Here is a 24309-nt window from a genome sequence, read left to right as displayed (position 1 = left end):
TAATAATATGTCACTAAAACGTTAATTGTAGGGGCTTTACAAGCTTTGTTTATTATTTGGGCTACAGATCACGCATTGTTTGAACAGGTTGAAAAATGAGCGAATGAAACTTTGAAGGAAAATAATTTATGCTGAGGATTATTCACATTTATGTTTAAAAAAGCTTTTTTATAACAAAAGGTTATTTATCAGAATTAGGACAAACTCCCGTCATAGACCCTTTTATGAGTGAAATGCGTTGTTCTTTAAGGCTTGCGCAACAGGCCGCGCAAATGATACTCATACGCCGCGTTAAAAAATCCCATAAACCAACGCAACACAATTCATACCCTTTCAGTATGTCCCCATATTCATGCAGTTTTGATGAATAAGGCGCTTCATTGAGGAAGTCAGTTTCTATGAAAAACGTTAAAGTGAGCCTTGCCTGGCAGATCTTAATCGCCCTTGTGCTGGGCATCCTGCTGGGCAGTTACCTCCACTATCACAGCGACAGCCGCGAATGGCTGATTGCGAACCTGCTCTCACCGGCAGGGGATATCTTTATTCATCTGATCAAGATGATCGTGGTGCCGATTGTAATCTCGACGCTGGTGGTCGGTATTGCGGGCGTCGGCGATGCGAAGCAGTTAGGACGTATTGGCGCGAAAACCATTATCTATTTCGAAGTGATCACTACGGTCGCCATTATCCTCGGTATCACGCTGGCGAACGTGTTCCAGCCAGGTTCCGGGATTGATATGTCGCAGCTGGCAACGGTGGATATTTCGAAATACCAAAGTACGACCGCTGACGTGCAGAGCCATGCACACGGCCTGATGGGCACGATCCTGTCGCTGGTACCGACCAACATCGTGGCCTCGATGGCGAAGGGCGAGATGTTACCTATCATCTTCTTCTCGGTGCTGTTCGGTCTGGGACTCTCTTCACTGCCTGCGACGCACCGTGAACCGCTGGTGACCGTGTTCCGCTCTATCTCCGAAACCATGTTTAAAGTGACCCACATGGTGATGCGTTACGCGCCGGTAGGGGTATTTGCGCTTATCGCGGTGACCGTGGCGAACTTTGGTTTTGCCTCCCTGTGGCCGCTGGCGAAGCTGGTGATCCTGGTGCACTTCGCCATCCTGTTCTTTGCGCTGGTGGTGCTGGGGATTGTGGCGCGCCTGTGCGGGCTGAGTATCTGGATCCTGATCCGTATCCTCAAGGACGAACTGATTCTGGCCTACTCCACGGCAAGCTCCGAGAGCGTGCTGCCGCGCATTATTGAGAAGATGGAGGCCTACGGTGCGCCTGCTTCTATTACCAGCTTCGTGGTACCCACCGGCTACTCCTTTAACCTCGATGGTTCGACGCTGTACCAGAGTATCGCCGCTATCTTTATTGCGCAGCTGTACGGCATTGACCTGTCGCTGTGGCAGGAGATCGTGCTGGTGCTGACCCTGATGGTGACGTCCAAAGGTATCGCAGGCGTGCCGGGCGTCTCGTTCGTGGTGCTGCTGGCGACGCTGGGCAGCGTCGGTATTCCGCTGGAAGGTCTGGCGTTTATCGCCGGTGTGGATCGTATCCTCGACATGGCGCGTACGGCGCTGAACGTGGTGGGTAATGCCCTGGCGGTGCTGGTTATCGCCAAGTGGGAACACAAATTCGATCGTAAAAAAGCGCTGGCGTATGAACGCGAGGTGCTGGGTCGTTTTGATAAGACGGCCGACCAGTAATGTAACGTATTCTTCCCTCTCCCCTTTGGGGAGAGGGTTAGGGTGAGGGGATTCTACTCCCCGCTCAACGCATCAAACTCTTCACACCCCGTATCAAACCCCTCGGTACAGCTCAGGTTCAACCAGTACAGCGCTTTCTGTTTATTAGGCGTGATAAACCCTTTCTCACCCTGCTGGAACAGCATACCTGCCCAGTATTCCGCGTAGCCGGTGCGTGACAGAGACGAGCTGCGCTTAAACCATGACGCCGCCAGCACATCATCCTGCGCCACTTCAACGCCGTTGGCATAGATCAGCCCCAGCAGCAGCTGTGCATCGACCGCAGAGTCGTTATCGATATCTTCGGTAGCCGTTTGCAGCAGCTTAATGGCCTGGGGATAGTCAGTTTTACCCGCCTGCGTGTTCACCAAAATTCGCGCCAGCATAATGGTGCCGCGCTTGCTGCCCGCGATGGTCGCCTGCTGCGCCAGCGCTTTAGCGTGGGGATAGTCGCCCTGCGTAAAGAGAATTTGTGAGAGCAGCCCCATGGCGTCGACATCACCACCTTTTGCCGCTTTTTCAGCCCACAGGGCCGCCTGCTTGCTGTCGCCAGAGCTGAAGTACGTATCGGCAAGATAATACTGGGCACGGGCATCGCCGGCTTCCGCTTGTTTCTGGTACTGGCTGCCTATCTCATCCGCGCGAGCGAACGAGGTTAAAAAAAACAACAACAGAAAAATGGGTTTCATGGATTCTTATCATCTGGGTACACGCCGCGCAGTATAATCGCGGTAGCAAAAGAAAAAAATGGGTGCATTAAGACCTCAGCATCCTACAAGCCGGGCGGAACTGTCGTTCCGCCCGCAGAGGTTAGCCTGCGTTGCAGGCTAATTTTGCCGCCACCTCCTGATGTTCACCCTTTATTGAAAACTCGCAAAGTTTCCCGCGAGTAATAAAGGTAAATATCACTATCGTCAGGCAAATAATAAAGACGATGCCTAACGCAGTTTTTAATGGCGTCATGCCTTTTACTCCTTGTCAAAAAAAGAATAAGAGGCTACTCTCAACCTGTTGGTGTTGAGGGGTAGCCTCGGGTAAATGAAAATTTCCCGGGGCTTTCCACTTTCTGTCCCTCAACAATGCTCAAGACAGAAAGTCTTAAGCACCCGCCGCACATCTTATCCCTCTGAATTAAAATGCAAAGATGTAATTCCTTTTCGTGAAAATTACATTATTTCTGCGAGCCGCTTTCCAGAATAATAATTGATATATTTAATGAATTAAGCGGAAATAAAAAGGGAGTGAATATCTCACTCCCTTTATTCAACGATGAATTAACGGCTTCAACCCATTGCGCTTTCGCGCAGTCGGGCTTTCAGCTTGTTATATTCGTCGATCACGTACTGTTCCGCCGCGTGCTGATCCGCAATCGGCTCCACGTTGACGGCGCAGTATTTATACTCCGGCGTTTTGGTTATCGGGCTTAAGTTCTCCGTCACCAGCTCGTTACAGGCACCAATCCACCACTGGTAGGTCATGTAGACCGCCCCTTTGTTGGGTCGGTTGCTGACCTGCGCGCGGGTGATGATCCGCCCTTTGCGCGAATTCACCCATACCAGCGCTTCGTCCTCAATACCAAGGCGTTCCGCGTCGGCGGTGTTGATTTGCGCATAGCCGGGTTCATCCGCCAGCGCCGCCAGCGCGGCGCAGTTGCCGGTCATCGAACGGCAGGAGTAGTGGCCCACCTCGCGTACGGTGGAGAGCACCATCGGATACTCATCGGTGAGTTTATCGATGGGGGCGACCCAGTCGCAGGTGAAGAACTGCGCCAGCCCGTTCGGGGTGTCGAATTTCTCTTTGAAAAGGTACGACGTTCCCTGGTCGGCTTCGGACTCATCGCGACACGGCCACTGGATGTAGCCCAGCTCACCCATTTTTTCATAGGTCGCCCCGGTGAAGTCCGGACACAGACTGCGCAACTCGTCCCAGATCTCCTGGGTGTTGTTGTAGTGCATCGGGTAGCCCATACGGGTGGCGATTTCGCTGATGATCTGCCAGTCGGTTTTCAGATCCCACTTCGGCTCGACCGCCTTAAAGAAGCGCTGGAAGCCGCGGTCTGCCGCCGTGTAAACACCTTCATGCTCGCCCCAGGAGGTCGACGGTAAAATCACATCCGCCGCCGCCGCGGTTTTGGTCATAAAGATATCCTGGACAATCACCAGCTCCAGATCCTCAAACCCTTTGCGTACCGCAGAGAGCTCGGCGTCGGTCTGAAGCGGGTCTTCACCCATGATGTAGGCTGCACGCACTTCGCCGTGCGCCGCACGGTGCGGCAGCTCGCTGATGCGGTACCCGGTGTGCTCAGGCAGACTTTCCACGCCCCAGGCCTTCGCGAATTTCTCGCGATTTTCCGGGAACTTGACGTACTGATAGCCCGGATAGGTATCCGGCAGCGCGCCCATATCGCAGGCACCCTGAACGTTATTCTGACCGCGTACCGGGTTCACGCCGACGTGCGCTTTACCCAGATTGCCGGTCAGCATCGCGAGACTCGTCAGAGAACGTACCGTTTCCACGCCCTGATAGAACTGAGTCACGCCCATGCCCCACAGGATGGCGGCGGTTTTCGCGGCCGCATACATCCGCGCCGCCTGACGGATCTCCTGCGCGCTGACGCCGGTTATCGCTTCGACGGACTCTGGCGTATAGCCTTCGACAATTTTCCGATACTCTTCAAAGCCTTCCGTACGGGTGGCGACGAACGCCTGGTCGTACAGGTTCTCCTCAATAATGACGTGCCCCATTGCGTTCAACAGCGCGATGTTCGAGCCGTTTTTCAATGCAATGTGCATGTCCGCAATACGCGCGGTTTCGATTTTGCGCGGATCGCAGACGATGATTTTCGCCCCGTTCTGTTTAGCGCGAATAACGTGGTTCGCGACGATAGGGTGAGAATCCGCCGGGTTATAGCCGAAAATAAACACGAGATCGGTATTATCTATCTCGTTGATGGCATTACTCATTGCGCCGTTACCGACCGACTGGTGCAGACCTGCAACCGATGGGCCGTGTCAGACGCGAGCGCAGCAGTCGACGTTATTGGTACCAATAACGGCGCGCGCGAATTTTTGCATCACATAGTTAGTTTCATTCCCCGTCCCGCGTGAAGAGCCGGTGGTCTGAATCGCATCCGGGCCATACTTGGCCTTGATGGCGCTAAGGCGCGTGGCGACGTAATCGAGCGCCTCGTTCCAGCTGACGGCTTCCAGCCTGCCGCCGCGCTCGCGGCGGATCATTGGGGTTTTCAGGCGCGGGGTGAGGATTTGGGTATCGTTAATAAAATCCCAGCCGTAGTAGCCTTTCAGGCATAGCGTGCCCTGGTTGGTTTTCCCCTGTGCGGCCTCCGCCCGGACGATTTTGCCGTTATCGACCACCAGGTGGATCTTGCAACCTGAGGCACAATAAGGGCAAACCGTGACGACTTTTTTCATCAGTCTGCTCCAGTTAATCGAATCGTTCGCACCCACTATGCAGCTTCTATGCCATGTTTTTATTGTGGGTATACGTAGACTTTACGGCCCATTTGCGGTGAAAACGCTGACCAAAAGCAGCGAATCGTCAAAATTGACGTGTCGACAGGGCAGCGGATGTGACATGGGTTGAATTTCCGTCACTGAAAAAACCATTTGACTGGAGCCGGCGGCAGAATGGTTCAGACTTAACATAATCCCCTGACGGAAGCATATGATGAAACCGGCGATTCTGGTGGTTGATGACGATACGGCAGTCTGCGAACTGCTTCAGGACGTGCTGAGCGAGCACGTCTTTAGCGTGCTTGTCTGCCATAACGGCCAGGATGCGCTGCGCCGGGTACAGCAGGAGCCACATATCGCGCTTGTCCTGCTGGATATGATGCTGCCGGATATCAACGGCCTGCAGGTTCTGCTGCAGCTGCAAAAGCAGCGTCCGGCGCTACCGGTTGTGATGCTAACCGGGCTGGGCAGTGAGTCAGACGTGGTGGTAGGGCTGGAAATGGGGGCCGACGATTACATTGGCAAACCGTTCAACCCGCGCGTGGTGGTTGCTCGCGTGAAAGCGGTACTGCGCCGTACCGGCGTGCTGGCTGCCGACCCCCCCGCGGTGCCCGTCGCGGGCATTGCCTTTAATGGGTGGACGCTTGATACCACCCGCTGCGAGCTGAGCGATCCGCAGCGGAATACCGTGCCCTTAACTCAGGGCGAGTACGGCTTGCTGCTGGCGCTTACGCAAAATGCCCGCCGGGTGCTGAGCCGCGATCGTCTGCTTGAGCTGACCCACAGCGAAAGCGCTGAGGTGTTCGATCGCACTATCGACGTGTTGATCATGCGCCTGCGCCGGAAGATCGAGGCTAACCCGCACCAGCCAGCCCTCATCAAAACCATCCGTGGGCTGGGTTACGTGTTTGCCACCGATGTTAGCCGCCCCGAACAGGCGGCGTAACGTTCACGTCAATGCCGGAACAAGAATGGCGGCAAAAATTGCACCGATGCACAGATACTTGAGGGCGTAATAGGCCTTACGATTCCTTTTTTTAAGGCTCTGTCCGCGTTCGCGGCCCGCATGAATGTATTTAAAGATGCGGTTAATGCCGCCCGTGCGGTCATTATCGTCATTTGGTGAGCTGGCGGCCGACATCAGCGTTGCGCCTATCCAGTGATTTACCGTCTGTGCCCAGCGCCATTTCATTGGTCGTTCAACGTCGCAGAAAAGAATAATTCGCGTTTGTTCCGATTTATTCTCCGCCCAATGGACGTAAGTCTCATCAAAAATAACGGCCTCGCCATCTCGCCAGCTGTGGCGCTGCCTGTCGACCTCAATAAAGCAGCGATCGTCATTCGGTGTGAATAAGCCCAGATGATAACGTACCGAGCCCGCGTATGGGTCCCGATGCTTGCCGAGCTTCGCTCCTGCCGGAAGTTCGGCAAACATGGCCGCCTTCACCGAGGGAATTTCACTCACCAGCCGGGTGGTCACTGGGCATAAAGATTGCGCGGAGGGATGAGCATCGGCATACCATTTAAGATAAAAACGTTTCCAGCCGCGTTTAAAAAAGGTGTTAAATCCGGCATCATTATTATTTTGCGACGCTTTTATATGATGCTGTAAACGCAGAGCCTCTTCGCGAATAACCAGCCAGTTTTCCGTGAGCTTATTTAATTCAGGAAAGCGTTCTGTTTCAAAGAAAGGCTGCCTGGCGGGCAGCGAAGAAAATGCCGTCATAAACATATTGATGGGTGCCATAAACGTCGAGTGGTCGAAAAGCTGACGAGAAAGCGTCTGTTTTTATTTGCCGCGTGAATGCGCATAAATGACGCTGATAATGAAAATACCGATAATGATGGCTGCGAACATTTTTCCCTTGTCCTCTTTCAATCTCATTTCGGAAAAGCGTGCGGGCAGAATGCTGCCCACGCCGAATATGCCAGATGGAGAGAGTGTAGTTCGGGAATGAAAAATTCATAGAACTGTAATGAAAAATCGCAATTATTGTTAAATTAAGCGTTCTCGCGGATAAACAGCTGCAGCTCGGCCAGCGTTTTCGCGCCGTCGATCGCATTGGCGGCCAGCAGGCTTGCCCGCGCGCAGGCGTGTGCCAGATAAATGCTCTCCGCAAGCGACAGCGATTCATGGCAGCCGTATAAAAAGCCTGCACAGAAAGCATCACCCGCGCCGACGCTGCCGATAATCTCTTCTTGCTCCAGCATCCATGACGGGATCCAGCGACCTTCTTCACCGCGTGCTTCTCCCCATGCCCCTTCCGGACAGTGGATCGCCACCCGCTGGCGAACGCCGGCAGCCAACAGCTGCGCCGCGGCTTCTGCGATATGGGCGATGTGCGGGACGTCGTTTTCGTCACGCATTGTCAGGCCGCTAAACTCCCCGGCTTCCAGCTCATTAATCACCAGATAGTCTAGATGGCGCAGGGCAGGGAGTACCAGCGGCTGATAGCGCGGGTCGCCCTTGCGGGAAACCAGGTCGAGCGAGGTTTCATACCCTTGCTCGCGCATCTGCGCCAGCAGCCGCGCGCTGCGGGTGCCAAATTCGTCATCGGGCATGTCCAGGCTATCGAGAAGCAAAAGATAGCCGAGATGGAAAATTTTCATCGACCCGTCGAGACGGTCGAAAGCGGGCAGATCCAGCAGGCGGTTGGCCCCCGGTGAGTGGAAGAAGGTGCGTTGCCCGCTGGGGTCGGTCATGACCTGCGACATGGAGGTCGGCGCAAAGGTGGTGCGCTGCACGCGCTGGCGGTTGACGTGGTACTGGTCGAGCATCGCCAGGATGTAATCTCCGTCGCCATCTTCGCCAATCAGCCCCACCGCCTGCAGCGGCAGGCCAACGTGCATTTTTGCCAGCGTCAGCAGGACGTTGAGCGGCGCGCCGCCGGTGGAGCGTTCACTATGGGTGATTTCCGCCAGCCAGCCGCGCTCCGGCCACTGCACGATCTGATGCACGTGATCCACCAGCATATTGCCTGCGGCGATAATGCCCTTTCGTTCCATTATGCCTGCCCCGCGCTGCCGAAGATGCGCATCTGTTCGGCGACCGTATCCGTAATTGCCTCTTCTATCCCCAGCAGCAGCTCGGCAAATTCATCGTACAGCGGCTGGCGGTTTGCCATGCGCTGCTCAACGGCGGCAAGCGCGGCCTGCGACATCCCTGTATAGAAGTTAATTTTGTGAATGCCCAGCTCAATCGCGCGGCGAAAATCGGCATCGCTAATGCCGGAGCCGCCGTGCAGCACCAGCGGCAGCCCCGTCTGCTGGCGAATGGCGTCCAGGCGCGGGAAATCGAGTTTCGGCTCGCCCCTGTATTTACCGTGCGCGTTGCCGATGGCAACCGCCAGCGCGTCAATGCCGGTTGAATCGACAAATTCGCGCGCCCGCTGCGGGTCGGTGAAGAAGGCTTCATCCGCATGCCCGTAAAGTGCACCGCCTTCATCGCCACCGACTGCGCCAAGCTCGGCTTCTACCGACACGCCAACGGCGTGGCACATCTTCACCACTTCCCGCGTCTGGCGAATATTTTCCTCATAGCTCAGGGTTGAGCCATCGAACATCACGGAGCTGAACCCTAAGCGCAGGGCGCGCACGACGGCGTCAAAATGCAGGCCGTGGTCGAGGTTGAGCACCACGGGAATATCGTGGCGAGCGGCCTCGAATTTAACCGCTTCGACAAGCGAATCCAGCGACACGTACTTAAAGTGCACCTCGGCGATGTTGATGATAAAAGGCGAACGTTCCTGCCTTGCGGCGGCGAACAGCGCGCGCAGGAAGTGGGAGTCGAGCACGTTAAACGCGCCCAGCGCATAGCGATGCGTCCTGGCGTGCTCAAGACCGTCGGCAAGCGAAATCAGCGGCATTATTCACCCCTTATATCCGAAACAGGTTGTACTCGTTGCACAGCACCAGCAGCGCCGGTTCGTCTTCTTCGATGTTGCTATAGCGGGCGACGGGCTGCAAAAAGTGGTTGTCGTGCTCGTCGTCATTGACCGACGACACTTCCCCAACCAGCACGTCGCCGAAGCCGCGTTCGCCCCAGAAGCTGTGGTACAGACCGGGCGTCAGGCAGATGCTTTCCCCGGGCAGCAGGCGCAACTGGCTGCCGGGCGCGTGGGTCTGACGGCAGCCGTCGACGGTGACCGTCACGTCGGTGTTTTCCGTCTCTTCATGCGTACCGGCATTCCACAATTCAACAATCAGATTCCCGCCGCCCCGGTTGATAATGTCCTCCCGTTTACGCCAGTGAAAATGCATCGGCGTAAGCTGGCCGTCCCGTACGTGCATGATTTTTTCGGCATAGCACTTTTCATACGGTATGCCGTTGGGCGAGCCGTTGCGCAGGGTAAACAGCGTCAGCCCCTCAGCGGCAAAGTTGTTGCCGCCGAAAGCCGTCACGTCCCAGCCGAGCTTGAGGTCGAACACTTCCTGCCATGCGGCCTGGTCAAGCTGCTGCCATTTCGTTGGCGCAAAGCTGGCAAACGGCGGGAGATGTATGTCGTGCATGGAGAAGAACTGTCGCGTGTGGCCGAGGATTTCATTGATGTCGGAGCGTTTCATGGGGACTCCTTGAGTTACGTGCAAAACCTTACCCCTCACCCTAACCCTCTCCCCAAAGGGGAGAGGGAACGTGAACACCCTCGCCCCTTTGAGGAGAGGGCAGGGTGAGGGGGTTACTTAACCGTCCACCCCTTGTACGTGCCGACGTTCTTTTTATCGATCATCGTCACCGGGATCAGCACGGGCGCTTTCGGCGCCGGTTTGCCCTGTAATATGTCATAGCCGATCTCCACCGCTTTTGCCGCCATCACCTGCGGATCCTGCGCCGGGGTCGCCACAAACAGGGAGTTTTCGCGCTTCAGGGCTTCCTCACCGTCCGGCGATCCATCCACGCCGACGATAAAGAACTCATTGCGCTGCGCCTGTTTCGCCGCCAGATCGGCACCGATCGCGGTCGGATCGTTAATGGCGAATACGCCGTCGATCTTCGGATTCGCCGCCAGCAGGGAGGTCATCACTTCCAGGCCACCCTCGCGGCTGCCCTTGGCGTTTTGGTTATCCGAGAGCACCTTGATATCCGGATGTTTTTTGAATTCCGTCTGGCAACCTTCCACGCGGTTCTGCACCGCAGAGACCGGCGGCCCGTTGATGATCACCACGTTGCCTTTGCCTTTCAGGCGGTCGGTAATGTACTTACAGGCCATTTCGCCCGCCTGGGTGTTATCGGAGGTGATGGTGGCATCAGCCCCTTCCGCCGCCACGTCAACCGCAACGACCACGATCCCGGCGTCCTTCGCACGCTTCACCGCCGGACCGATCCCTTTGGAATCCGCGGCGTTAAGGATGATCATGTCTACTTTTGCGGCAATAAAGTTGTCGATCTGCGCCACCTGCTGGCCCAGATCGTACCCGCTGGAGACCAGCGTCACTTTGACGTTATCGCCCGCCAGCTTGCGCGCTTCCAGCTCGGCGCCTTTGGTGATCTGCACGAAGAACGGGTTTGCCAGGTCACCCACCGTCACGCCGATGGATTTCAGATCTTTCGCCTGCGCAAACGGCGTTGCGGCAAGCAGCGCGCCAGCACAGAGCGCGGTCACTAAGGGTTTCAAACGCATAGTATTTTCCTCGAAGCTGTAGGGTGTTGTTGTTATGCACTTTGATGGTGTCGGGTACGGTATTTGTCGATCAGCACCGCAATGATGATCACCGCCCCTTTGATCACCAGTTGCCAGAAGTAGGAGACGCCCATCAGCGTCATGCCGTTGTTGAGGGTGGCGATGATCAGAGCCCCGACCAGCGTGCCGGTGATCGTGCCGATCCCGCCGACGAAGCTGGTGCCGCCGAGGATCACCGCCGCAATCGCGTCAAGCTCATAGCCCATGCCGAGGTTACCGTTGGCGCTGTAGAGGCGTGAGGCGCTCATAACGCCGCCGAGGCCCGAGAGCAGGCCGCTCATGCCGTAGACAAACAGCAGCACCAGCCAGACCTTGATGCCGGTTAAGCGCGCCGCCTGCATGTTGCCACCCACCGCGTAAATGTGAACGCCAAGCGTGGTGCGGCGCAGGATGAACCAGCACACCGCAATCACCGCGAGGGCGATGACCACCAGCCAGGGAATGGGGCCGAGGTAGTTATTGCCGATCCACTCGAAGTTGATGTTCGAGTTAATGACCGTCGTGCCGTCGGCCAGCAGATACGCCGCGCCGCGCAGCGCCGTATAGGTGCCGAGCGTAACGATAAACGGCGGCAGCCCGGCAAAGGCCACCAGCGCGCCGTTGAACAGGCCCAGCACCATGCCGAGCATCAGCGCGGCGGGAATGGAGAGCATCGCAAATTCCGGGATCAGCGACACCACCATCGCGGCTACCGCCGTGGTGCCCAGAATCGAGCCCACGGAGAGGTCAATCCCGCCGGTTAAGATAATGAAGGTCATTCCCGCCGCCAGCACGATGTTGATCGATGCCTGACGGGTAATATTGAGCAGGTTGCTCTCGGTGAAGAAGTTGGGCGCGATAAAGCCAAATACCGCCACAATCAGGATCAGAATCGGCAGAATACCGACCGTTTGCATCAGATCGCTCATCAGCATTTTTTTGGCGGAGGCGGATTTCGCCACCTGCTGCGGACTGGTTGAATGTGTCATGGTTACACCACCTGATGATGAGTGTCGTTTACGCCGGTTGCCAGCGTCATAATGTTTTCCTGTGAGATGTCGTGCCCGTGGAGTTCACCCGCAATGCTGCCTTCCCGCATCACGTAAACCCGGTCGCTCATCCCCACTACCTCCGGCAGCTCGCTGGAGATCATCAAAATGGCCACGCCCTTGCGCGCCATCTGGTTCATGATTCGGTAGATCTCGCTTTTCGCGCCGACGTCCACGCCGCGCGTCGGTTCGTCCAGAATCAGAATGCGCGGGCCGATGGCCACCCAGCGGGAGATCAGCAGTTTTTGCTGATTGCCGCCTGACAGCCCGCCCGCGCGAACCTGAGAATGCGGCACGCGGATGTTGAGCAGGGCAATGGCGTCATCGGAAATGGACTGGGCTTTTTTGCGGTTTAGCATGCCGAAGGTGGCGTCGCGCTCCAGCGTTGCCATGGTGATGTTCTCCTGCGCCGCCAGCTCCAGAAACAGCCCCTGCTCCTTGCGGTTCTCGGTGAGAAAACCGATGCCGTTTTCGATGGCCGCGCGCGGGGAGTGGATCACCACCGGCTCGCCGTCGACCTCAATCATGCCGCCCGTGGCTTTGCGCACGCCGAAGATCAGCTGTGCCAGCTCGGAGCGCCCGGCGCCAACCAGGCCCGCCAGCCCGACGATTTCGCCGGAACGCACCTGCAGGCTGCAGGGCTGAACTTTTTTACCGTCGGTGAGGTGGTGCACGTTAAGGCGCGGGCTGCCGAGGGGGATATCACGTTCTTTGTTGAACAGGTCGCTCAGGGGGCGGCCCACCATCATGCGCACCAGCTCGGAGGCGTTAAGCTTGTCGCGCGTCAGGCTGCCGACGTACTGCCCGTCGCGCAGGACGCTGACGCGGTCAGAGAGTTCATACACTTCCGCCATGCGGTGGCTGATGTAGATAATCGCCATCCCTTCGTCGCGCAGGCGCAAAATCAGTTCGAACAGGCGATGGGTTTCGCGTGAGGAGAGGGCGGCGGTGGGTTCGTCCATCACCAGAATGCGGCTGTTGCGGTGCAGCGCGCGGGCAATTTCCACCTGCTGCTGCTCGGCGATGGTCAGCTTCATCACCAGGTCGGTGGCGCTGAACTGGGCACCGAGACGGTCAATCACCGCCTGCGCCTGAGCGGCCATCTCTTTACGCTGCACCATCCCGCCGCGCGACAGCTCGCTGCCGAGAAAGATATTTTCGGCAACGGTCAGATTGGGCGCGAGCTGCATCTCCTGATAAATCAGGGTAATGCCTGCGGCCAGCGCATCTTTCGGCCCTTTAATGTGAAACGGCTGACCGTCGATCAGGATCTCGCCGCTGGTGGCGGTATAGGCTCCCGCGAGGATTTTCATCAGCGTGCTTTTTCCCGCGCCGTTTTCTCCCATCAGCGCGTGGATCTCACCGGGGAAAACCGTCAAATCCACACCCTTGAGCGCGTGGAAATTACCAAACGTCTTGGCAATATTGCGCATCTCTAAAACCGGGGTTCTGCTCATGGCGGATCTCCTGTGAATGTCGATATCTGCACTTCATCACAGGTGCGTAAATGCAAAATGTCAGAAGCTGTTCATATTTGTCATAGTTATGAATAGCTAATCGCCGTCACATTTCTCTTTTCCCTTTCCCTGTGAGAGAGGGCCAGGGTGAGGGGACACCAAATCGCAGAGGAGCCCAAATCCATGCCATCACGCCCCCCGTTTTTTGCCAGCGCCCGCGGACGCCTGCTGATTTTCAATCTGCTGGTGGTCGCCGTTACGCTGATGGTGAGCGGCGTGGCGGTACTCGGCTTTCGTCACGCCAGCCAGATCCAGGAGCAGGTGCAGCAGCAAACGCTGGATGACATGACCGGTAGCATGAACCTGGCCCGCGATACCGCTAACGTGGCGACGGCGGCGGTGCGGCTCTCCCAGGTCGTCGGGGCGCTGGAGTACAAAAGCGAAGCCGAGCGGCTGAAGCAGACCCAGATGGCGCTGCGCCACTCGCTGGAGCAGCTTGCGGAAGCACCTCTGGCGCAGCAGGAACCGGCGCTGGTGGCGCGCATTATTCAAAGAAGCAATGAATTACAGCAGAGCGTGACGGAGATGCTTGAGCGCGGGCAGCGACGCCATCTGGAGCGTAACGCGCTGCTCAGCTCGCTGTATCAAAGCCAGAGCTATCTGCGTCATCTGCAGGACATCAACCGCCGCTACAGCAGCAACGTACCGGACGCGCAGCAGCTGATGGAAATGGACAGGCTGATCGCTGCCGCCATCGACACCCCTTCGCCGCGCGCGACCGTTCAGCAGCTGGACGCGGTGACCGCAACCCTTCCCCGACGCGCCATCCAGCCTGTCGTGAACAGCGTTCTGCCTGATTTTAACGTCGAGCTGCATAAACTCGCCCCTCTGTCGAAGCAGCTGGAAGAGAGCGATCTGGCGATCAGCTGGTATATGTTCCACATCAAGGCGCTGGTGGCGATCCTCAACAGCGACATCAATCAGTACGTAGAACAGGTGGCGAACGCCTCCATGCTTCGTACCGCTCAGAGCCATCAGGAGCTGCGCTCGATCAGCGTGTTTATCAGCATTTTCGCCGTGCTGGCGCTAATCATCACCGGTTGCGCCTGCTGGTATATCTACCGCAATCTGGGCTCTAACCTGACGGCTATCTCCAGAGCGATGTCGCGCCTTGCGCACGGCGAGCAGGATGTTTCGGTGCCTGCGCTGCAGCGGCGCGATGAGCTGGGCGAGCTGGCGCGCGCGTTTAACGTTTTTGCCCGCAACACCGCCTCGCTTGAGCACACCACGCGCCTGCTGAAAGAGAAAACCACGCAGATGGAGATTGACCGCATCGAGCGTCAGGGGCTGGAAGAGGCGCTGCTGCACAGCCAGAAGATGAAGGCCGTTGGACAGCTGACGGGCGGGCTGGCGCATGATTTTAATAACCTGCTGGCGGTGATCATCGGCAGTCTTGAGCTTACCGATCCTGAATCAAAAGACGCGCCGCGCATCACCCGGGCGCTGAAGGCCGCCGAGCGTGGCGCCTTACTGACGCAGCGCCTGCTGGCGTTTTCCCGCAAGCAATCCCTGACGCCGCATGCGGTAGACATGCTGCCGCTGCTGGAGAACCTCCGGGAGCTGATGCGCCACTCTTTGCCTGCCACCCTGACTCTGGAGATTGAAGCGCAATCCCCGGCGTGGCCCGCCTGGATAGACGTCAGCCAGCTGGAAAACGCCATCATCAATCTGGTGATGAACGCCCGCGACGCGATGGAAGGACGAAGCGGGGCGATCAAAATCCGCACCTGGAACCAGCGCGTCACCCGCAGCGACGGGCGCCGGCAGGATATGGTGGCGCTGGAAGTCATCGACCGCGGCAGCGGGATGTCTCAGGAGGTGAAATCCCGCGTCTTTGAACCGTTCTTCACCACCAAACAGACCGGGAGCGGAAGCGGGCTGGGCCTGTCGATGGTCTACGGTTTTGTGCGTCAGTCCGGCGGCCGCGTGGAGATCGAAAGCGCGCCGGGGCAGGGGACGACCGTGCGGCTTCACCTCCCGCGATCGACGCTTCCCGCCACTTCCGAGGATGAAGCGCTCTCAACCACCGCTACCGTTGAGAATGAGCGGCTGGTACTGGTGCTGGAGGACGAAGCCGATGTCCGCCAGACCCTGTGCGAGCAGCTGCATCAGCTCGGCTATCTGACGCTCGAAGCGGACAACGGCGAGCAGGCGCTGAACATGCTGGCGGCGTCACCGGATATTGGCATGTTTATCAGCGACCTGATGTTGCCGGGAAGCCTGAGCGGCGCTGAGGTGATAAATCAGGTGCGCAGCCAGTATCCGCAGCTTCCGGTTCTGCTGATCAGCGGTCAGGATTTGCGACCAACGCATAATCCGCAGCTGCCCGACGTTCAGTTACTGCGTAAGCCGTTTACACGTGTGCAGCTGGCACAGGCGCTGCGGAAGGTCATGGTAATTTGAGATTCCTCCGCTACCCCGGTTCCCCGCCGTTCATTATCGTAAGGCCAGTTCACCTGCGAGTCTGACCGTATGAAACGTTACTCAACCGCTCTGTTATTTGGTCTGCTGTCACTCACCAGCCAGCTGGCTCATGCCGATATTGTTGATGATGCTATTGGCAACATTCAACAGGCGATCAACGATGCCTATAACCCCAGCAGTAGCCGCAGCAGCGATGACGATGACGATCGTTATGACCGCAGCCGTCAAATTGACAGCCGACAGTACGACGATCGTCGTCGGCAGCTCGAAGACAGACGCCGCCGTCTGGACGAGCGTCAGCGTCAGTTAGATGACGATCGCCGTCGGTTAGAAGAGGATGAGCGCAGGTTAGAAGACGATTACGATCGAGGTTAAAGCCTGGTGGCGCTTCGCTTACGCAGGCCTACAAAACCCTGGATCGTAGGCCGGGTAAGGCGCAGCCGCCACCCGGCAAAACTCAGTCGAGCACCAGCACCATCCCGTCATACCCCGCCTCAATCCCCTGCGGCAGCGGGTTATCCATCATCCACACGTCAAACTGATGGCTGATGTGGGTCAGGATCACCTGCGGGCAGCCAATCACCTCGTTTAGCGCCATCACGGTATTTAAGTCGCAATGGTTGCGCGGCGTCTCGTCGCGCGGTTCATGACTGCAGTCGATGATGATGGTCTGCGGCTGGTTGTTGAGCAGAAACTTCACCGTCTTTTCCGGCAGCCCGGCGGTGTCGGAAAGCCAGGCCACGCGGCTGTGGGCCGATTCCAGCAAATAGCCGAAGGTCAGTTTCGAATGGTTGAGCGGCAGCGGCGTGACCCGCAGGCCCTGAAGTTCAAACATCACAAACGGTTCGACCGTGTGGCTGAAATCGAGGATCCCCGGATGTTTAAACAGGTCGTCACAGCCCGCGTCATCCGGCGGGCCGTAAACCGGAATGGTCGCGCCCACGCCCCAGCGCAGGGGAAATAGCCCCTGAACGTGATCCATATGGTAGTGGGTGAGCAAAAACTGCTGGAAGCTGCCCGCAGGCCAGTCGTCCATCAGGTGCGGGATGCCGGCATCCAGCAGGGTGACGGCATCGTTGAATTTAACCACCGCGCTGCACGGGCGACGGCGATAGTTATCCTGCAGGCGCGCCCGGCGACACGCCGCGCAGTCGCAGCCAAAGACCGGCACCAGCTGGGCGCCACCGGTTCCTGTCAGCGTGATGGTCAGGCTCATAACGCACCTCTACAGCGGTTTGGTGAATCGGAAATGGCTCTGCGTATACCCTTCACGAACGTAAAAACGGTGCGCGTCGGTGCGCTTCACGCTGGTGGAAAGTTCGGTCATCTCTGCGTCGGACTCTCGTGCCACCCCTTCCGCCCAGGCCAGCAGCTGGCTGCCCACCTTTAACCCGCGCGCCTGCGGCATCACCACCAGCTCCTGGATCTCGCCGATCCAGCGCGCGTGATGGAGATGAAACTGCAGGTGCAGGCCGATCATGCCGATGGCCTGCCCGTCCATTTCGGCAAGCTGGTAGCGCATGCTATGGTCCTGCAAATTAGCAAGATAGCCCGCGTGAAACGCCTGGCGATCGAACTCGGCCTGCTTTAACTCGCAGATTAACGCGTAAACGATTTGCGCATCGTCCGCGGTGGCGGGGCGAAGCGTGCAGTCAGGCATGCTGGTTCTCCTTCTGACGGATGAGCGATAAAAAGGTATCGACTGACTGTAGCAAACTTCCGTCGTTATTGAGGATGTGACAGTCTGACGGGGTATAACGCGCCGCACGCGCAAGCCGCTGGTCTATCTCACGAGCTGACTCACGGCCCCGGCTCTGCAGGCGGCTGCGCAGGACGTCCGGCGAAACCTGCAGGCAGACCGGCAGCAGGGCCGCCCCGTAGCGGGCGCGCGCCTGAGGAAGATGCGCGCGCGAGCCGTTGACCAGCACGTCGAACCCCGCATGCAGCCACAGATCGATCTCAATGCCGATCCCGTAGTAGTAGCCGTTGGCGTGCCAGCTCAGCGCCAGCAGGTTTTGCCCGGCGCGGGTGAAAAACTCCTGCTCGCTCAGGGCGATATGGTTTTCGCTTCCGGCGTTGGCCGCGCGAGTAATATAGCGGTGCGCCACCAGGAGCTGCGGGTGTTCCCGCTGTCGTAAGGCGGACAGCAGGCTGTCCTTACCGGAGCCGGACGGCCCCATTAACCAGATGAGTCTTCCCATCAGAACACCCGTTTTCCCTGACGCCAGACGTGGTCGATATGAACGTGTTCGCCCTTGCGGTGGGCCAGCACCAGATCCGCGCGTTTACCCTCGGCTATCTCGCCGCGATCCTGCAGATTAAGCGCCGAGGCCGGGTTTTTCGTCACCAGGCGAATCGCCTGCGGCAGGGTGAAGCGGTTGCCCTCGTCGTCCGCCACCCGGAATGCAGCGTCCAGCAGGCTGGCGGGGTAGTAGTCGGACGAGAGGATATCCAGCAGGCCAAGAGAGGCGAGCGTGCTTGCCGCCACGTTGCCGGAGTGCGAGCCGCCGCGCACGATATTTGGCGCGCCCATCAGGACGTTCATGCCGTGTTTACGGGAGGCTTCAGCCGCTTCAAAGGTGGTGGGAAATTCGGCGATCGCGCTGCCAAGCTGGTGGGATTCGAGCACGTGATCGTGCGTGGCGTCGTCATGGCTTGCCAGCGCGATGTTGCGGTCCCGGCACATCGCGGCAATCGCGAGACGGTTCGGCTGCGACCACCGCGCCGCAAGCTGAAGCTGCTCCTCCTCGTAGCGCGCCATCTCCGCGTCGCTGAGAGAATATTTGCCCTGATAGTATTCGCGATACTTCTCAATATTGGCGAACTGGCGCTGGCCCGGCGAGTGGTCCATCAGGGAGACCAGCGAGACCGGCTCGCGGCCGACCAGTTTTTCAAACAGCGGCAGGGTCGTGTGGTGCGGCAGTTCGCAGCGCAGATGCAGGCGGTGCTCGGCGCGGTTGAGGCCGCGCTTTTGCGTCTCTTCCACGGCATTGATCATCTTCTCCAGGTTTTCCAGCCGATCGCCGCCGTCGCGCACATCGCCAATCGCCACCGCGTCCAGCACGGTGGTAATGCCGCTGGCGACCATCAGCGCGTCGTGGCTGCTCATCGCCGAATGGGCGGGCCAGTCCACCTTCGGGCGCGGGGTGAAGAATTTGTCCAGATTATCGGTATGCAGCTCAATCAGTCCCGGCAGCAGCCAGCCGCCTTCGCCGTCCATCGCTTCAGGGGCACGGCTCTGGGTTTCGGCAAAGGCGCGAATAACGCCGTCCTGGATCTCGATTGAGCCGCTAACCACTTCATTTTCCAGCACCAGCCTGACGTTATTGATAATCATGCGTTTGTCCCCATCGGGTGCAATCTGTCTGCGACGCGGGTGCGAACGCTTTCGTCGTGGAAGATCCCGACGATCGCCGCGCCGCGCGCTTTGGCCTGCTCGATCAGCTCTACTACGGCCGCGCTGTTTTTATCGTCGAGCGAGGCGGTGGGCTCATCAAGAAGCAATATCGGGTAGTCGACGATAAAGCCGCGGGCGATGTTGACGCGCTGCTGTTCGCCGCCGGAAAAGGTCGACGGAGCAAGGTGCCACAGGCGCTCGGGCACGTTGAGGCGCGTCAGCAGGCTGGCGGCTTTGGCGGCGCAGGCTTCACGCGGTACGCCGAGATCCAGCAGCGGCTGCATCACCACGTCCAGGGCGGAGATCCGCGGGATCACCCGCAGAAACTGGCTCACCCAGCCGATCGTCGAGCGGCGCACGTCCAGCACCTTACGCGCCGGAGCTTGTACCAGATCGACCCATTCATCATTGTGGCGAATATGGATATGGCCTTCGTCGGGCAGATAGTTGGCATACAGGGAGCGCAGCAGGGTGGATTTCCCGCTGCCGGAGTGGCCGTGCAGCACTACGCATTCGCCGCTGCTGACCTCCAGAGAGGCATTTTGCAGTACCGGCAGGCGCACGCCGTTTTGCTGGTGGAGCACGAAGGTCTTACTCACGTTTTCTACGCGGATCATGTTGGCCTCTTAGTTCTGCAATACGGACGACACCAGCAGCTGGGTGTACGGATGGTGTGGATCGTCGAGCACGCGGTCGGTTAACCCACTTTCCACCACCTGGCCCTGCTTCATCACCAGCAGACGGTCTGCCAGCAGGCGCGCAACGCCTAAATCATGGGTGACAATCACCACCGCCAGGTTCAGTTCCACCACCAGGCCGCGCAGCAGGTCGAGCAGGCGCGCCTGCACGGAGACGTCCAGCCCGCCGGTGGGTTCATCCATAAACACCAGCTTCGGGTGCGTGACCAGGTTGCGGGCGATCTGCAGGCGCTGCTGCATGCCGCCGGAAAAGGTGGTGGGTAGGTCGTCGATGCGCGACGCGGGGATTTCAACTTCCTCCAGCCAGCGCTGCGCCGTGGCACGGATGTTGCCGTAGTGGCGCGCGCCGGTGGCCATCAGCCGTTCGCCGATGTTGCCCCCCGCCGACACCTGACGGCGCAGGCCGTCCATCGGGTGCTGATGCACCACGCCCCACTCGGTGCGCAGCAGGCGGCGGCGTTCGGCCTCGCTTATGCCGTAGAGGGAGCGTCCCTGATACAGGATCTCACCGTGTTGCGGCACGAGGCGCGCGGAGATGGACTTCAGCAACGTCGTTTTGCCGGAGCCGGACTCGCCGACGATCCCCAGCACTTCCCCCGGCCAGAGTTCAAACGACACGTCGCTGAAGCCTTTGTCCGGCGCATAGAGGTGGGTCAGGTTGTTAACCGAAAGCAGCGGTTTCATTGGCCGTTCGCCTCGCTCTGTTGGCGGCAGTAATCGGTGTCGGAGCAGACAAACATCCGTTTGCCCGTATCGTCCAGCACCACTTCATCGAGATAGCTGTGCTTCGAACCGCAGATGGCGCACGGCTCGTCCCACTCCTGCACCGTAAACGGGTGATCGTCGAAATCCAGGCTTTCGACACGCGTGTAAGGCGGGACGGCGTAGATGCGTTTTTCGCGCCCGGCGCCGAACAGCTGCAGGGCAGGCATCATGTCCATCTTCGGGTTATCGAATTTCGGGATCGGCGACGGGTCCATGACGTAGCGCCCGTTGACCTTCACCGGGTAGGCGTAGGTGGTGGCGATATGGCCGAAGCGGGCGATATCCTCATACAGCTTCACCTGCATCACCCCGTACTCTTCCAGCGCGTGCATGGTGCGGGTTTCCGTTTCGCGCGGCTCGATAAAGCGCAGCGGCTCCGGGATCGGCACCTGGAAAATCAAAATCTGATCTTCGGTGAGCGGCGTTTCCGGAATGCGGTGGCGGGTCTGGATCAGCGTCGCGTCTTCGGTTTTTTCAGTGGTGTTTACGCCGGTTACGCGCTGGAAGAAGCTGCGGATTGATACGGCGTTGGTAGTGTCGTCGGCACCCTGGTCGATGACCTTCAGCACGTCAGACTCGCCGATCACGCTGGCGGTGAGCTGGATGCCGCCCGTGCCCCAGCCGTAGGGCATCGGCATTTCGCGGCCGCCGAACGGCACCTGATAGCCCGGAATGGCCACCGCTTTGAGTATGGCGCGGCGGATCATGCGTTTGGTTTGCTCGTCCAGATAGGCAAAGTTGTAGCCGCTTAAGTTAGCCATTGGCGCGCTCCCGTTGCAGGCGTTTCAGCAGTTCCAGTTCAGCCTGGAAATCGACGTAGTGCGGCAGCTTGAGGTGCGAGACGAAGCCTGCGGCCTCAACGTTATCCGCGTGGGCCAGCACGAACTCTTCGTCCTGCGCCGGGCCTGCAATGTGCTCGCCGTAGTCCGGCGCCTGCAGGGCGCGGTCGACCAGCGCCATTGCCATGGCTTTGCGCTCGCCGAGGCCGAACACCAGCCCGTAGCCGCGGGTAAAGTGAGGGTCTTCATTTTCGGGCGCGACAAAACCGTTCACCATTTCACACTCGGTCATCAGCAGTTCGCCGACGTTTACCGCAAAACCCAGCTCTTCCGGCACGATTTCGACGTCGATATAGCCGCTGCGGATCTCGGCCGCAAACGGGTGGTTGCGCCCGTAGCCGCGCTGGGTGGAGTAGGCCAGCGCCAGCAGGTAGCCTTCGTCGCCGCGCATCAGCTGCTGCAGGCGCGACGATCGCGAGCACGGGTAAACCGGCGGCGTGCGGGTGACGTCATCCGGCTGCGCGCCGGAGTCCTCTTCCGCCTTCGCCAGACCCTGTTTCACCAGCAGGCTGAAGACATGGGGAGACGGTTCTTGTTCGGCGTCAGAGGTGCTGAGCGTCGGCGTTTCGCCGTTTGCCAGCAGAGTGAAGTCCAGCAGGCGATGGGTATAGTCATAGGTAGGACCCAACCGCTGGCCGCCGGGAATATCTTTGTACACCGCTGAAATGCGGCGTTCTAAGCGCATCTCCGCCGTATTGACCGGCTCGCTTACCGCCAGTTTGGCAAGCGTGGTGCGGTAGGCGCGCAGCAGGAAGATGGCTTCGACGTTATCGCCGCTGGCCTGCTTCAGGGCCAGCGCCGCGAGCTCGCGGTCGGCGATACCGCCCTCGGTCATCACGCGGTCAACGGCGAGGTTCAGCTGCTGCTCAATCTGGGCGACGCTCAGCTCGGGAAGCCGTTCATCGCCCCGTCGTCTGTGCGCCTGCAGCGCATGGGCGGCGGCGATCGCTTTTTCGCCCCCTTTGACGGCAACGTACATCAGCACACCTCCACGTGGGTGGTCCGCGGGATCGCCAGCAGGCGCTCGCCGCAGGTCAGGATCAGGTCAATGCCCAGCGGGAACGGGTGCGGGCGTTCGGTCAGCTCGTGAATGATGCATTCTGGCAGCTGCGGCGCGACCATGCGTTCTTCGGCGATGCCCGCGCCGGTCAGGCGCAGCATGCGGCCGCCGCTCAGGCTGGAAACCTGCAGGATCAGCGTGGCGCTGCTTTCCGGGGCGACGGCGCTGCCTTCACTCAGGGCGTTAAGCTGCTCATGGCTGATTTGCTCATCGGCCACGGCAAAGATTGCCTGCCGGGGCTGATCGACCAGCGGGGCGCTGGTGTGAAAACGCAGGTTCTGGCTGGCGATATCGTTGGATAATGCGCCTGAAAGCCAAACAGGCGTGTCGTTGTCGGCCATGGTCAGCAGTACGCTGGTGGTCGCCAGGTTCAGCGGCAGCCAGCCCTGAGAGAGCTGGTGCAGCGAGACGATCGCGCCCGGCTCGCTCATCGCCTTCAGCAGGCGACGAAAACTGTGTTGGGCATCCTGGACGGCCAGGGTAAAAGCAGGTTGAAGCGTCATGCGTTGTCTCCGCGAACGAGCGTAAAGAAGTCGACCCGGCTGGTGTTCACTTCGGCCTGACGTGCGGCAATGCGCGCGGCGCGGTCGGCTTCCAGCGGGGCAATAAGGGTTTCCATTAACGTCTGGAAATGCGGCTGTTCCTGTAAAAGCGCGTCGATCACCGCGCAGCGCTCGGCGTGGGCTTTGTCGCGCCCCAGCACGTAGCTGTAGCCCAGCGTGCCGCTGTTCAGACGGATTGCTGCGCGGGTGAGGGTGGCGTCTCCGGCGAAGAAGCGCTCGCCGGTGCCGCCCATGCGCGCCTGGATTTGTACCAGGCCAATCTCCGGGGCGCGGAGGGTGTCGTAATCAGGTGCCAGGCTAAGGGCGCTCATGCGGGCAGAGAGCGCAGCGGGCTGGCTGTGGGCAAGAGCGCGCATCCAGCGCTGTCGGGTGGCGGTGTCGAAGTGCATTCAGTGCTCCATGGTGAATTCGATCATGTCGGCGCGGGTCAGGCTGACGGAGTATTCCGTTGCGTTGACTTCACCGTCACGGTGGTTGAGCGTGCGCACGCAGAGCAGCGGGGCCATATTGGGGATTTCCAGCACCTTGCTCTCTTTTGCCTGCGCCCGGCGGGCGCTGATGCGCGTCTGGGTACGCTTAAGCGCAATGCCTGTCGCATCCTGAAGAAAATCATGCAGCGAGCCGCTGGAGAAATGCTGCAGCACCGTCCAGAGGGCGAGATCCGCGAAGTAGTGGTCTATCTGACAGACCGCGACGCCGTTGACCCGGCGCAACGTGCGCAGGTGAATGACGTTATCGCCCTCCTGAATGCCCAGCGCGTCCGCCACGTGGCTGGAGGCCGGGCGCAATACCGAGAGCAGCTTTTCACTGGTCGGGTGGCTGCCCTGGTCCAGCAGGTTCTGGCTAAAGCGCGCCTGGGCGTTTAGCGGGTAGTCGAACGGGCGCATCAGCACCAGGACGCCCACGCCCTGGCGGCGCTGCACCCAGCCGCGCTCGACCAGCTGGTCAATGGCGCGGCGCAGGGTGTGGCGGTTCACTTCGTAGCGGTCGGCAAGCTGCTGCTCGGCAGGCAGGTAGTCTCCGCAGCGGTAGTGCGTGCGCAGCTCCACTTCGAGCTTTGCCGCAATCTCTTGCCAGCGGGTGGGATAACTGGTCGGATGTCTGGATAAGTGCATA

The 24309-nt window shown here is 59.0% G+C and carries 24 protein-coding genes and 1 pseudogene; 4 read left to right on the top strand and 21 right to left on the bottom strand.

What is annotated here, in order from left to right; all coding sequences use genetic code 11:
- Window positions 1-398: 398 nt before the first annotated feature.
- The gene (gltP, locus tag M2433_RS21235) at window positions 399-1712 is read left to right on the top strand and encodes a glutamate/aspartate:proton symporter GltP (RefSeq protein WP_024906735.1); all 1314 of its coding nucleotides are present in this window, start codon (window positions 399-401) and stop codon (window positions 1710-1712) included.
- A gap of 53 nt (window positions 1713-1765) precedes the next feature.
- On the opposite strand, the gene M2433_RS21230 is transcribed toward gltP, so the two are convergent.
- The 3 genes from M2433_RS21230 to fdhF all read right to left on the bottom strand — a co-directional run bounded on the left by M2433_RS21230 (window position 1766) and on the right by fdhF (window position 5182).
- Window positions 1766-2440, bottom strand: a complete 675-nt coding sequence (locus tag M2433_RS21230; RefSeq protein WP_429057455.1) for a tetratricopeptide repeat protein — start codon at window positions 2438-2440, stop codon at window positions 1766-1768.
- A gap of 121 nt (window positions 2441-2561) precedes the next feature.
- A complete protein-coding gene (locus M2433_RS21225) occupies window positions 2562-2714 on the bottom strand; it encodes a Hok/Gef family protein (protein WP_032644722.1) in 153 nt (50 codons plus the stop codon).
- A 320-nt stretch (window positions 2715-3034) separates the two neighbouring features.
- Window positions 3035-5182 carry a formate dehydrogenase subunit alpha gene (fdhF, locus tag M2433_RS21220; RefSeq protein ID WP_429057452.1) on the bottom strand — a complete coding sequence of 716 codons (2148 nt, stop codon included), beginning with the start codon at window positions 5180-5182 and terminating at the stop codon, window positions 3035-3037.
- A gap of 256 nt (window positions 5183-5438) precedes the next feature.
- Here fdhF and M2433_RS21215 point away from each other — a divergent pair, with 256 nt between their 5' ends.
- Window positions 5439-6170, top strand: coding sequence for a response regulator (locus M2433_RS21215; protein WP_429057581.1), 732 nt, complete (start codon window positions 5439-5441; stop codon window positions 6168-6170).
- A gap of 3 nt (window positions 6171-6173) precedes the next feature.
- Here M2433_RS21215 and lpxO read toward each other — a convergent pair.
- The 7 genes and pseudogenes from lpxO to M2433_RS21180 form a co-directional block, all read right to left on the bottom strand.
- Window positions 6174-7082: pseudogene (gene lpxO / locus M2433_RS21210) on the bottom strand (lipid A hydroxylase LpxO).
- A 143-nt stretch (window positions 7083-7225) separates the two neighbouring features.
- A complete protein-coding gene (locus M2433_RS21205; RefSeq protein ID WP_429057449.1) occupies window positions 7226-8230 on the bottom strand; it encodes a carbohydrate kinase family protein in 1005 nt (334 codons plus the stop codon).
- Window positions 8230-9090, bottom strand: coding sequence for a ketose 1,6-bisphosphate aldolase (locus tag M2433_RS21200; protein WP_429057447.1), 861 nt, complete (start codon window positions 9088-9090; stop codon window positions 8230-8232). The genes M2433_RS21205 and M2433_RS21200 overlap by 1 nt, the downstream gene beginning before the upstream one ends.
- A 10-nt stretch (window positions 9091-9100) precedes the next feature.
- Entirely contained in the window at window positions 9101-9787 is a 687-nt protein-coding gene (locus M2433_RS21195; RefSeq protein ID WP_429057446.1) for a D-lyxose/D-mannose family sugar isomerase, read from the bottom strand.
- Window positions 9788-9900: 113 nt separating this feature from the next.
- Window positions 9901-10842: an ABC transporter substrate-binding protein gene (locus M2433_RS21190; protein ID WP_021242935.1), complete on the bottom strand. Its 942-nt coding sequence runs from the start codon at window positions 10840-10842 to the stop codon at window positions 9901-9903.
- 32 nt (window positions 10843-10874) lie between these two features.
- Window positions 10875-11870, bottom strand: a complete 996-nt coding sequence (locus M2433_RS21185) for an ABC transporter permease subunit (RefSeq protein WP_429057443.1) — start codon at window positions 11868-11870, stop codon at window positions 10875-10877.
- Between the two features lie 2 nt (window positions 11871-11872).
- Entirely contained in the window at window positions 11873-13387 is a 1515-nt protein-coding gene (locus tag M2433_RS21180) for a sugar ABC transporter ATP-binding protein (RefSeq protein WP_429057441.1), read from the bottom strand.
- 183 nt (window positions 13388-13570) lie between these two features.
- Here M2433_RS21180 and M2433_RS21175 point away from each other — a divergent pair, with 183 nt between their 5' ends.
- Both M2433_RS21175 and yjdP read left to right on the top strand, forming a co-directional pair.
- Window positions 13571-15850: an ATP-binding protein gene (locus M2433_RS21175; RefSeq protein WP_429057439.1), complete on the top strand. Its 2280-nt coding sequence runs from the start codon at window positions 13571-13573 to the stop codon at window positions 15848-15850.
- 69 nt (window positions 15851-15919) lie between these two features.
- Window positions 15920-16246, top strand: a complete 327-nt coding sequence (gene yjdP / locus M2433_RS21170; RefSeq protein WP_047345567.1) for a DDRRRQL repeat protein YjdP — start codon at window positions 15920-15922, stop codon at window positions 16244-16246.
- 82 nt (window positions 16247-16328) lie between these two features.
- On the opposite strand, the gene phnP is transcribed toward yjdP, so the two are convergent.
- From phnP to phnF, 11 genes are read right to left on the bottom strand one after another with little or no spacing between them, the layout of a single operon-like run.
- A complete protein-coding gene (gene phnP, locus M2433_RS21165) occupies window positions 16329-17087 on the bottom strand; it encodes a phosphonate metabolism protein PhnP (RefSeq protein ID WP_429057435.1) in 759 nt (252 codons plus the stop codon).
- 9 nt (window positions 17088-17096) lie between these two features.
- Window positions 17097-17531 carry an aminoalkylphosphonate N-acetyltransferase gene (gene phnO / locus M2433_RS21160; protein WP_429057432.1) on the bottom strand — a complete coding sequence of 145 codons (435 nt, stop codon included), beginning with the start codon at window positions 17529-17531 and terminating at the stop codon, window positions 17097-17099.
- Window positions 17524-18075 carry a ribose 1,5-bisphosphokinase gene (phnN, locus tag M2433_RS21155; RefSeq protein ID WP_429057579.1) on the bottom strand — a complete coding sequence of 184 codons (552 nt, stop codon included), beginning with the start codon at window positions 18073-18075 and terminating at the stop codon, window positions 17524-17526. Before phnN ends, phnO begins: the two co-directional genes overlap by 8 nt.
- Window positions 18072-19208 carry an alpha-D-ribose 1-methylphosphonate 5-triphosphate diphosphatase gene (gene phnM / locus M2433_RS21150; protein ID WP_429057429.1) on the bottom strand — a complete coding sequence of 379 codons (1137 nt, stop codon included), beginning with the start codon at window positions 19206-19208 and terminating at the stop codon, window positions 18072-18074. Before phnM ends, phnN begins: the two co-directional genes overlap by 4 nt.
- On the bottom strand, window positions 19205-19885 hold the full coding sequence (phnL, locus tag M2433_RS21145) for a phosphonate C-P lyase system protein PhnL (protein WP_429057428.1): 681 nt from the start codon (window positions 19883-19885) through the stop codon (window positions 19205-19207). Before phnL ends, phnM begins: the two co-directional genes overlap by 4 nt.
- A gap of 9 nt (window positions 19886-19894) precedes the next feature.
- Window positions 19895-20650, bottom strand: coding sequence for a phosphonate C-P lyase system protein PhnK (gene phnK / locus M2433_RS21140; RefSeq protein WP_429057425.1), 756 nt, complete (start codon window positions 20648-20650; stop codon window positions 19895-19897).
- Complete coding sequence (gene phnJ / locus M2433_RS21135) at window positions 20647-21492, bottom strand: alpha-D-ribose 1-methylphosphonate 5-phosphate C-P-lyase PhnJ (protein ID WP_429057424.1); 846 nt, start codon at window positions 21490-21492, stop codon at window positions 20647-20649. The genes phnK and phnJ overlap by 4 nt, the downstream gene beginning before the upstream one ends.
- Window positions 21485-22549: a carbon-phosphorus lyase complex subunit PhnI gene (locus M2433_RS21130; RefSeq protein WP_429057422.1), complete on the bottom strand. Its 1065-nt coding sequence runs from the start codon at window positions 22547-22549 to the stop codon at window positions 21485-21487. Before M2433_RS21130 ends, phnJ begins: the two co-directional genes overlap by 8 nt.
- A complete protein-coding gene (gene phnH, locus M2433_RS21125) occupies window positions 22549-23133 on the bottom strand; it encodes a phosphonate C-P lyase system protein PhnH (RefSeq protein WP_429057419.1) in 585 nt (194 codons plus the stop codon). Before phnH ends, M2433_RS21130 begins: the two co-directional genes overlap by 1 nt.
- The gene (phnG, locus tag M2433_RS21120) at window positions 23130-23582 is read right to left on the bottom strand and encodes a phosphonate C-P lyase system protein PhnG (RefSeq protein WP_429057416.1); all 453 of its coding nucleotides are present in this window, start codon (window positions 23580-23582) and stop codon (window positions 23130-23132) included. The genes phnH and phnG overlap by 4 nt, the downstream gene beginning before the upstream one ends.
- Window positions 23583-24308: a phosphonate metabolism transcriptional regulator PhnF gene (gene phnF, locus M2433_RS21115; RefSeq protein WP_429057414.1), complete on the bottom strand. Its 726-nt coding sequence runs from the start codon at window positions 24306-24308 to the stop codon at window positions 23583-23585. It lies immediately after the preceding gene.
- Window position 24309 lies beyond the last annotated feature (1 nt).

This window comes from Enterobacter sp. AC1, assembly GCF_050434705.1.
Lineage (GTDB): Bacteria > Pseudomonadota > Gammaproteobacteria > Enterobacterales > Enterobacteriaceae > Enterobacter > Enterobacter cloacae_L.
This window is presented reverse-complemented; position numbering and strand designations above follow the sequence as displayed.

Coding starts and splice junctions, on each gene's coding strand:
- yjdP (WP_047345567.1), top strand. CDS start 15,920: ATGAAACGTTACTCAACCGCTCTGTTATTTGGTCTGCTGTCACTCACC.
- M2433_RS21175 (WP_429057439.1), top strand. CDS start 13,571: ATGCCATCACGCCCCCCGTTTTTTGCCAGCGCCCGCGGACGCCTGCTG.
- M2433_RS21215 (WP_429057581.1), top strand. CDS start 5,439: ATGAAACCGGCGATTCTGGTGGTTGATGACGATACGGCAGTCTGCGAA.
- gltP (WP_024906735.1), top strand. CDS start 399: ATGAAAAACGTTAAAGTGAGCCTTGCCTGGCAGATCTTAATCGCCCTT.
- phnP (WP_429057435.1), bottom strand. CDS start 17,087: ATGAGCCTGACCATCACGCTGACAGGAACCGGTGGCGCCCAGCTGGTG.
- M2433_RS21195 (WP_429057446.1), bottom strand. CDS start 9,787: ATGAAACGCTCCGACATCAATGAAATCCTCGGCCACACGCGACAGTTC.
- M2433_RS21130 (WP_429057422.1), bottom strand. CDS start 22,549: ATGTACGTTGCCGTCAAAGGGGGCGAAAAAGCGATCGCCGCCGCCCAT.
- phnK (WP_429057425.1), bottom strand. CDS start 20,650: ATGAAACCGCTGCTTTCGGTTAACAACCTGACCCACCTCTATGCGCCG.
- M2433_RS21230 (WP_429057455.1), bottom strand. CDS start 2,440: ATGAAACCCATTTTTCTGTTGTTGTTTTTTTTAACCTCGTTCGCTCGC.
- M2433_RS21200 (WP_429057447.1), bottom strand. CDS start 9,090: ATGCCGCTGATTTCGCTTGCCGACGGTCTTGAGCACGCCAGGACGCAT.
- phnH (WP_429057419.1), bottom strand. CDS start 23,133: ATGACGCTTCAACCTGCTTTTACCCTGGCCGTCCAGGATGCCCAACAC.
- phnM (WP_429057429.1), bottom strand. CDS start 19,208: ATGATTATCAATAACGTCAGGCTGGTGCTGGAAAATGAAGTGGTTAGC.
- phnL (WP_429057428.1), bottom strand. CDS start 19,885: ATGATCCGCGTAGAAAACGTGAGTAAGACCTTCGTGCTCCACCAGCAA.
- M2433_RS21180 (WP_429057441.1), bottom strand. CDS start 13,387: ATGAGCAGAACCCCGGTTTTAGAGATGCGCAATATTGCCAAGACGTTT.
- M2433_RS21205 (WP_429057449.1), bottom strand. CDS start 8,230: ATGGAACGAAAGGGCATTATCGCCGCAGGCAATATGCTGGTGGATCAC.
- phnJ (WP_429057424.1), bottom strand. CDS start 21,492: ATGGCTAACTTAAGCGGCTACAACTTTGCCTATCTGGACGAGCAAACC.
- M2433_RS21185 (WP_429057443.1), bottom strand. CDS start 11,870: ATGACACATTCAACCAGTCCGCAGCAGGTGGCGAAATCCGCCTCCGCC.
- phnF (WP_429057414.1), bottom strand. CDS start 24,308: ATGCACTTATCCAGACATCCGACCAGTTATCCCACCCGCTGGCAAGAG.
- phnG (WP_429057416.1), bottom strand. CDS start 23,582: ATGCACTTCGACACCGCCACCCGACAGCGCTGGATGCGCGCTCTTGCC.
- M2433_RS21190 (WP_021242935.1), bottom strand. CDS start 10,842: ATGCGTTTGAAACCCTTAGTGACCGCGCTCTGTGCTGGCGCGCTGCTT.
- phnO (WP_429057432.1), bottom strand. CDS start 17,531: ATGCCTGACTGCACGCTTCGCCCCGCCACCGCGGACGATGCGCAAATC.
- M2433_RS21225 (WP_032644722.1), bottom strand. CDS start 2,714: ATGACGCCATTAAAAACTGCGTTAGGCATCGTCTTTATTATTTGCCTG.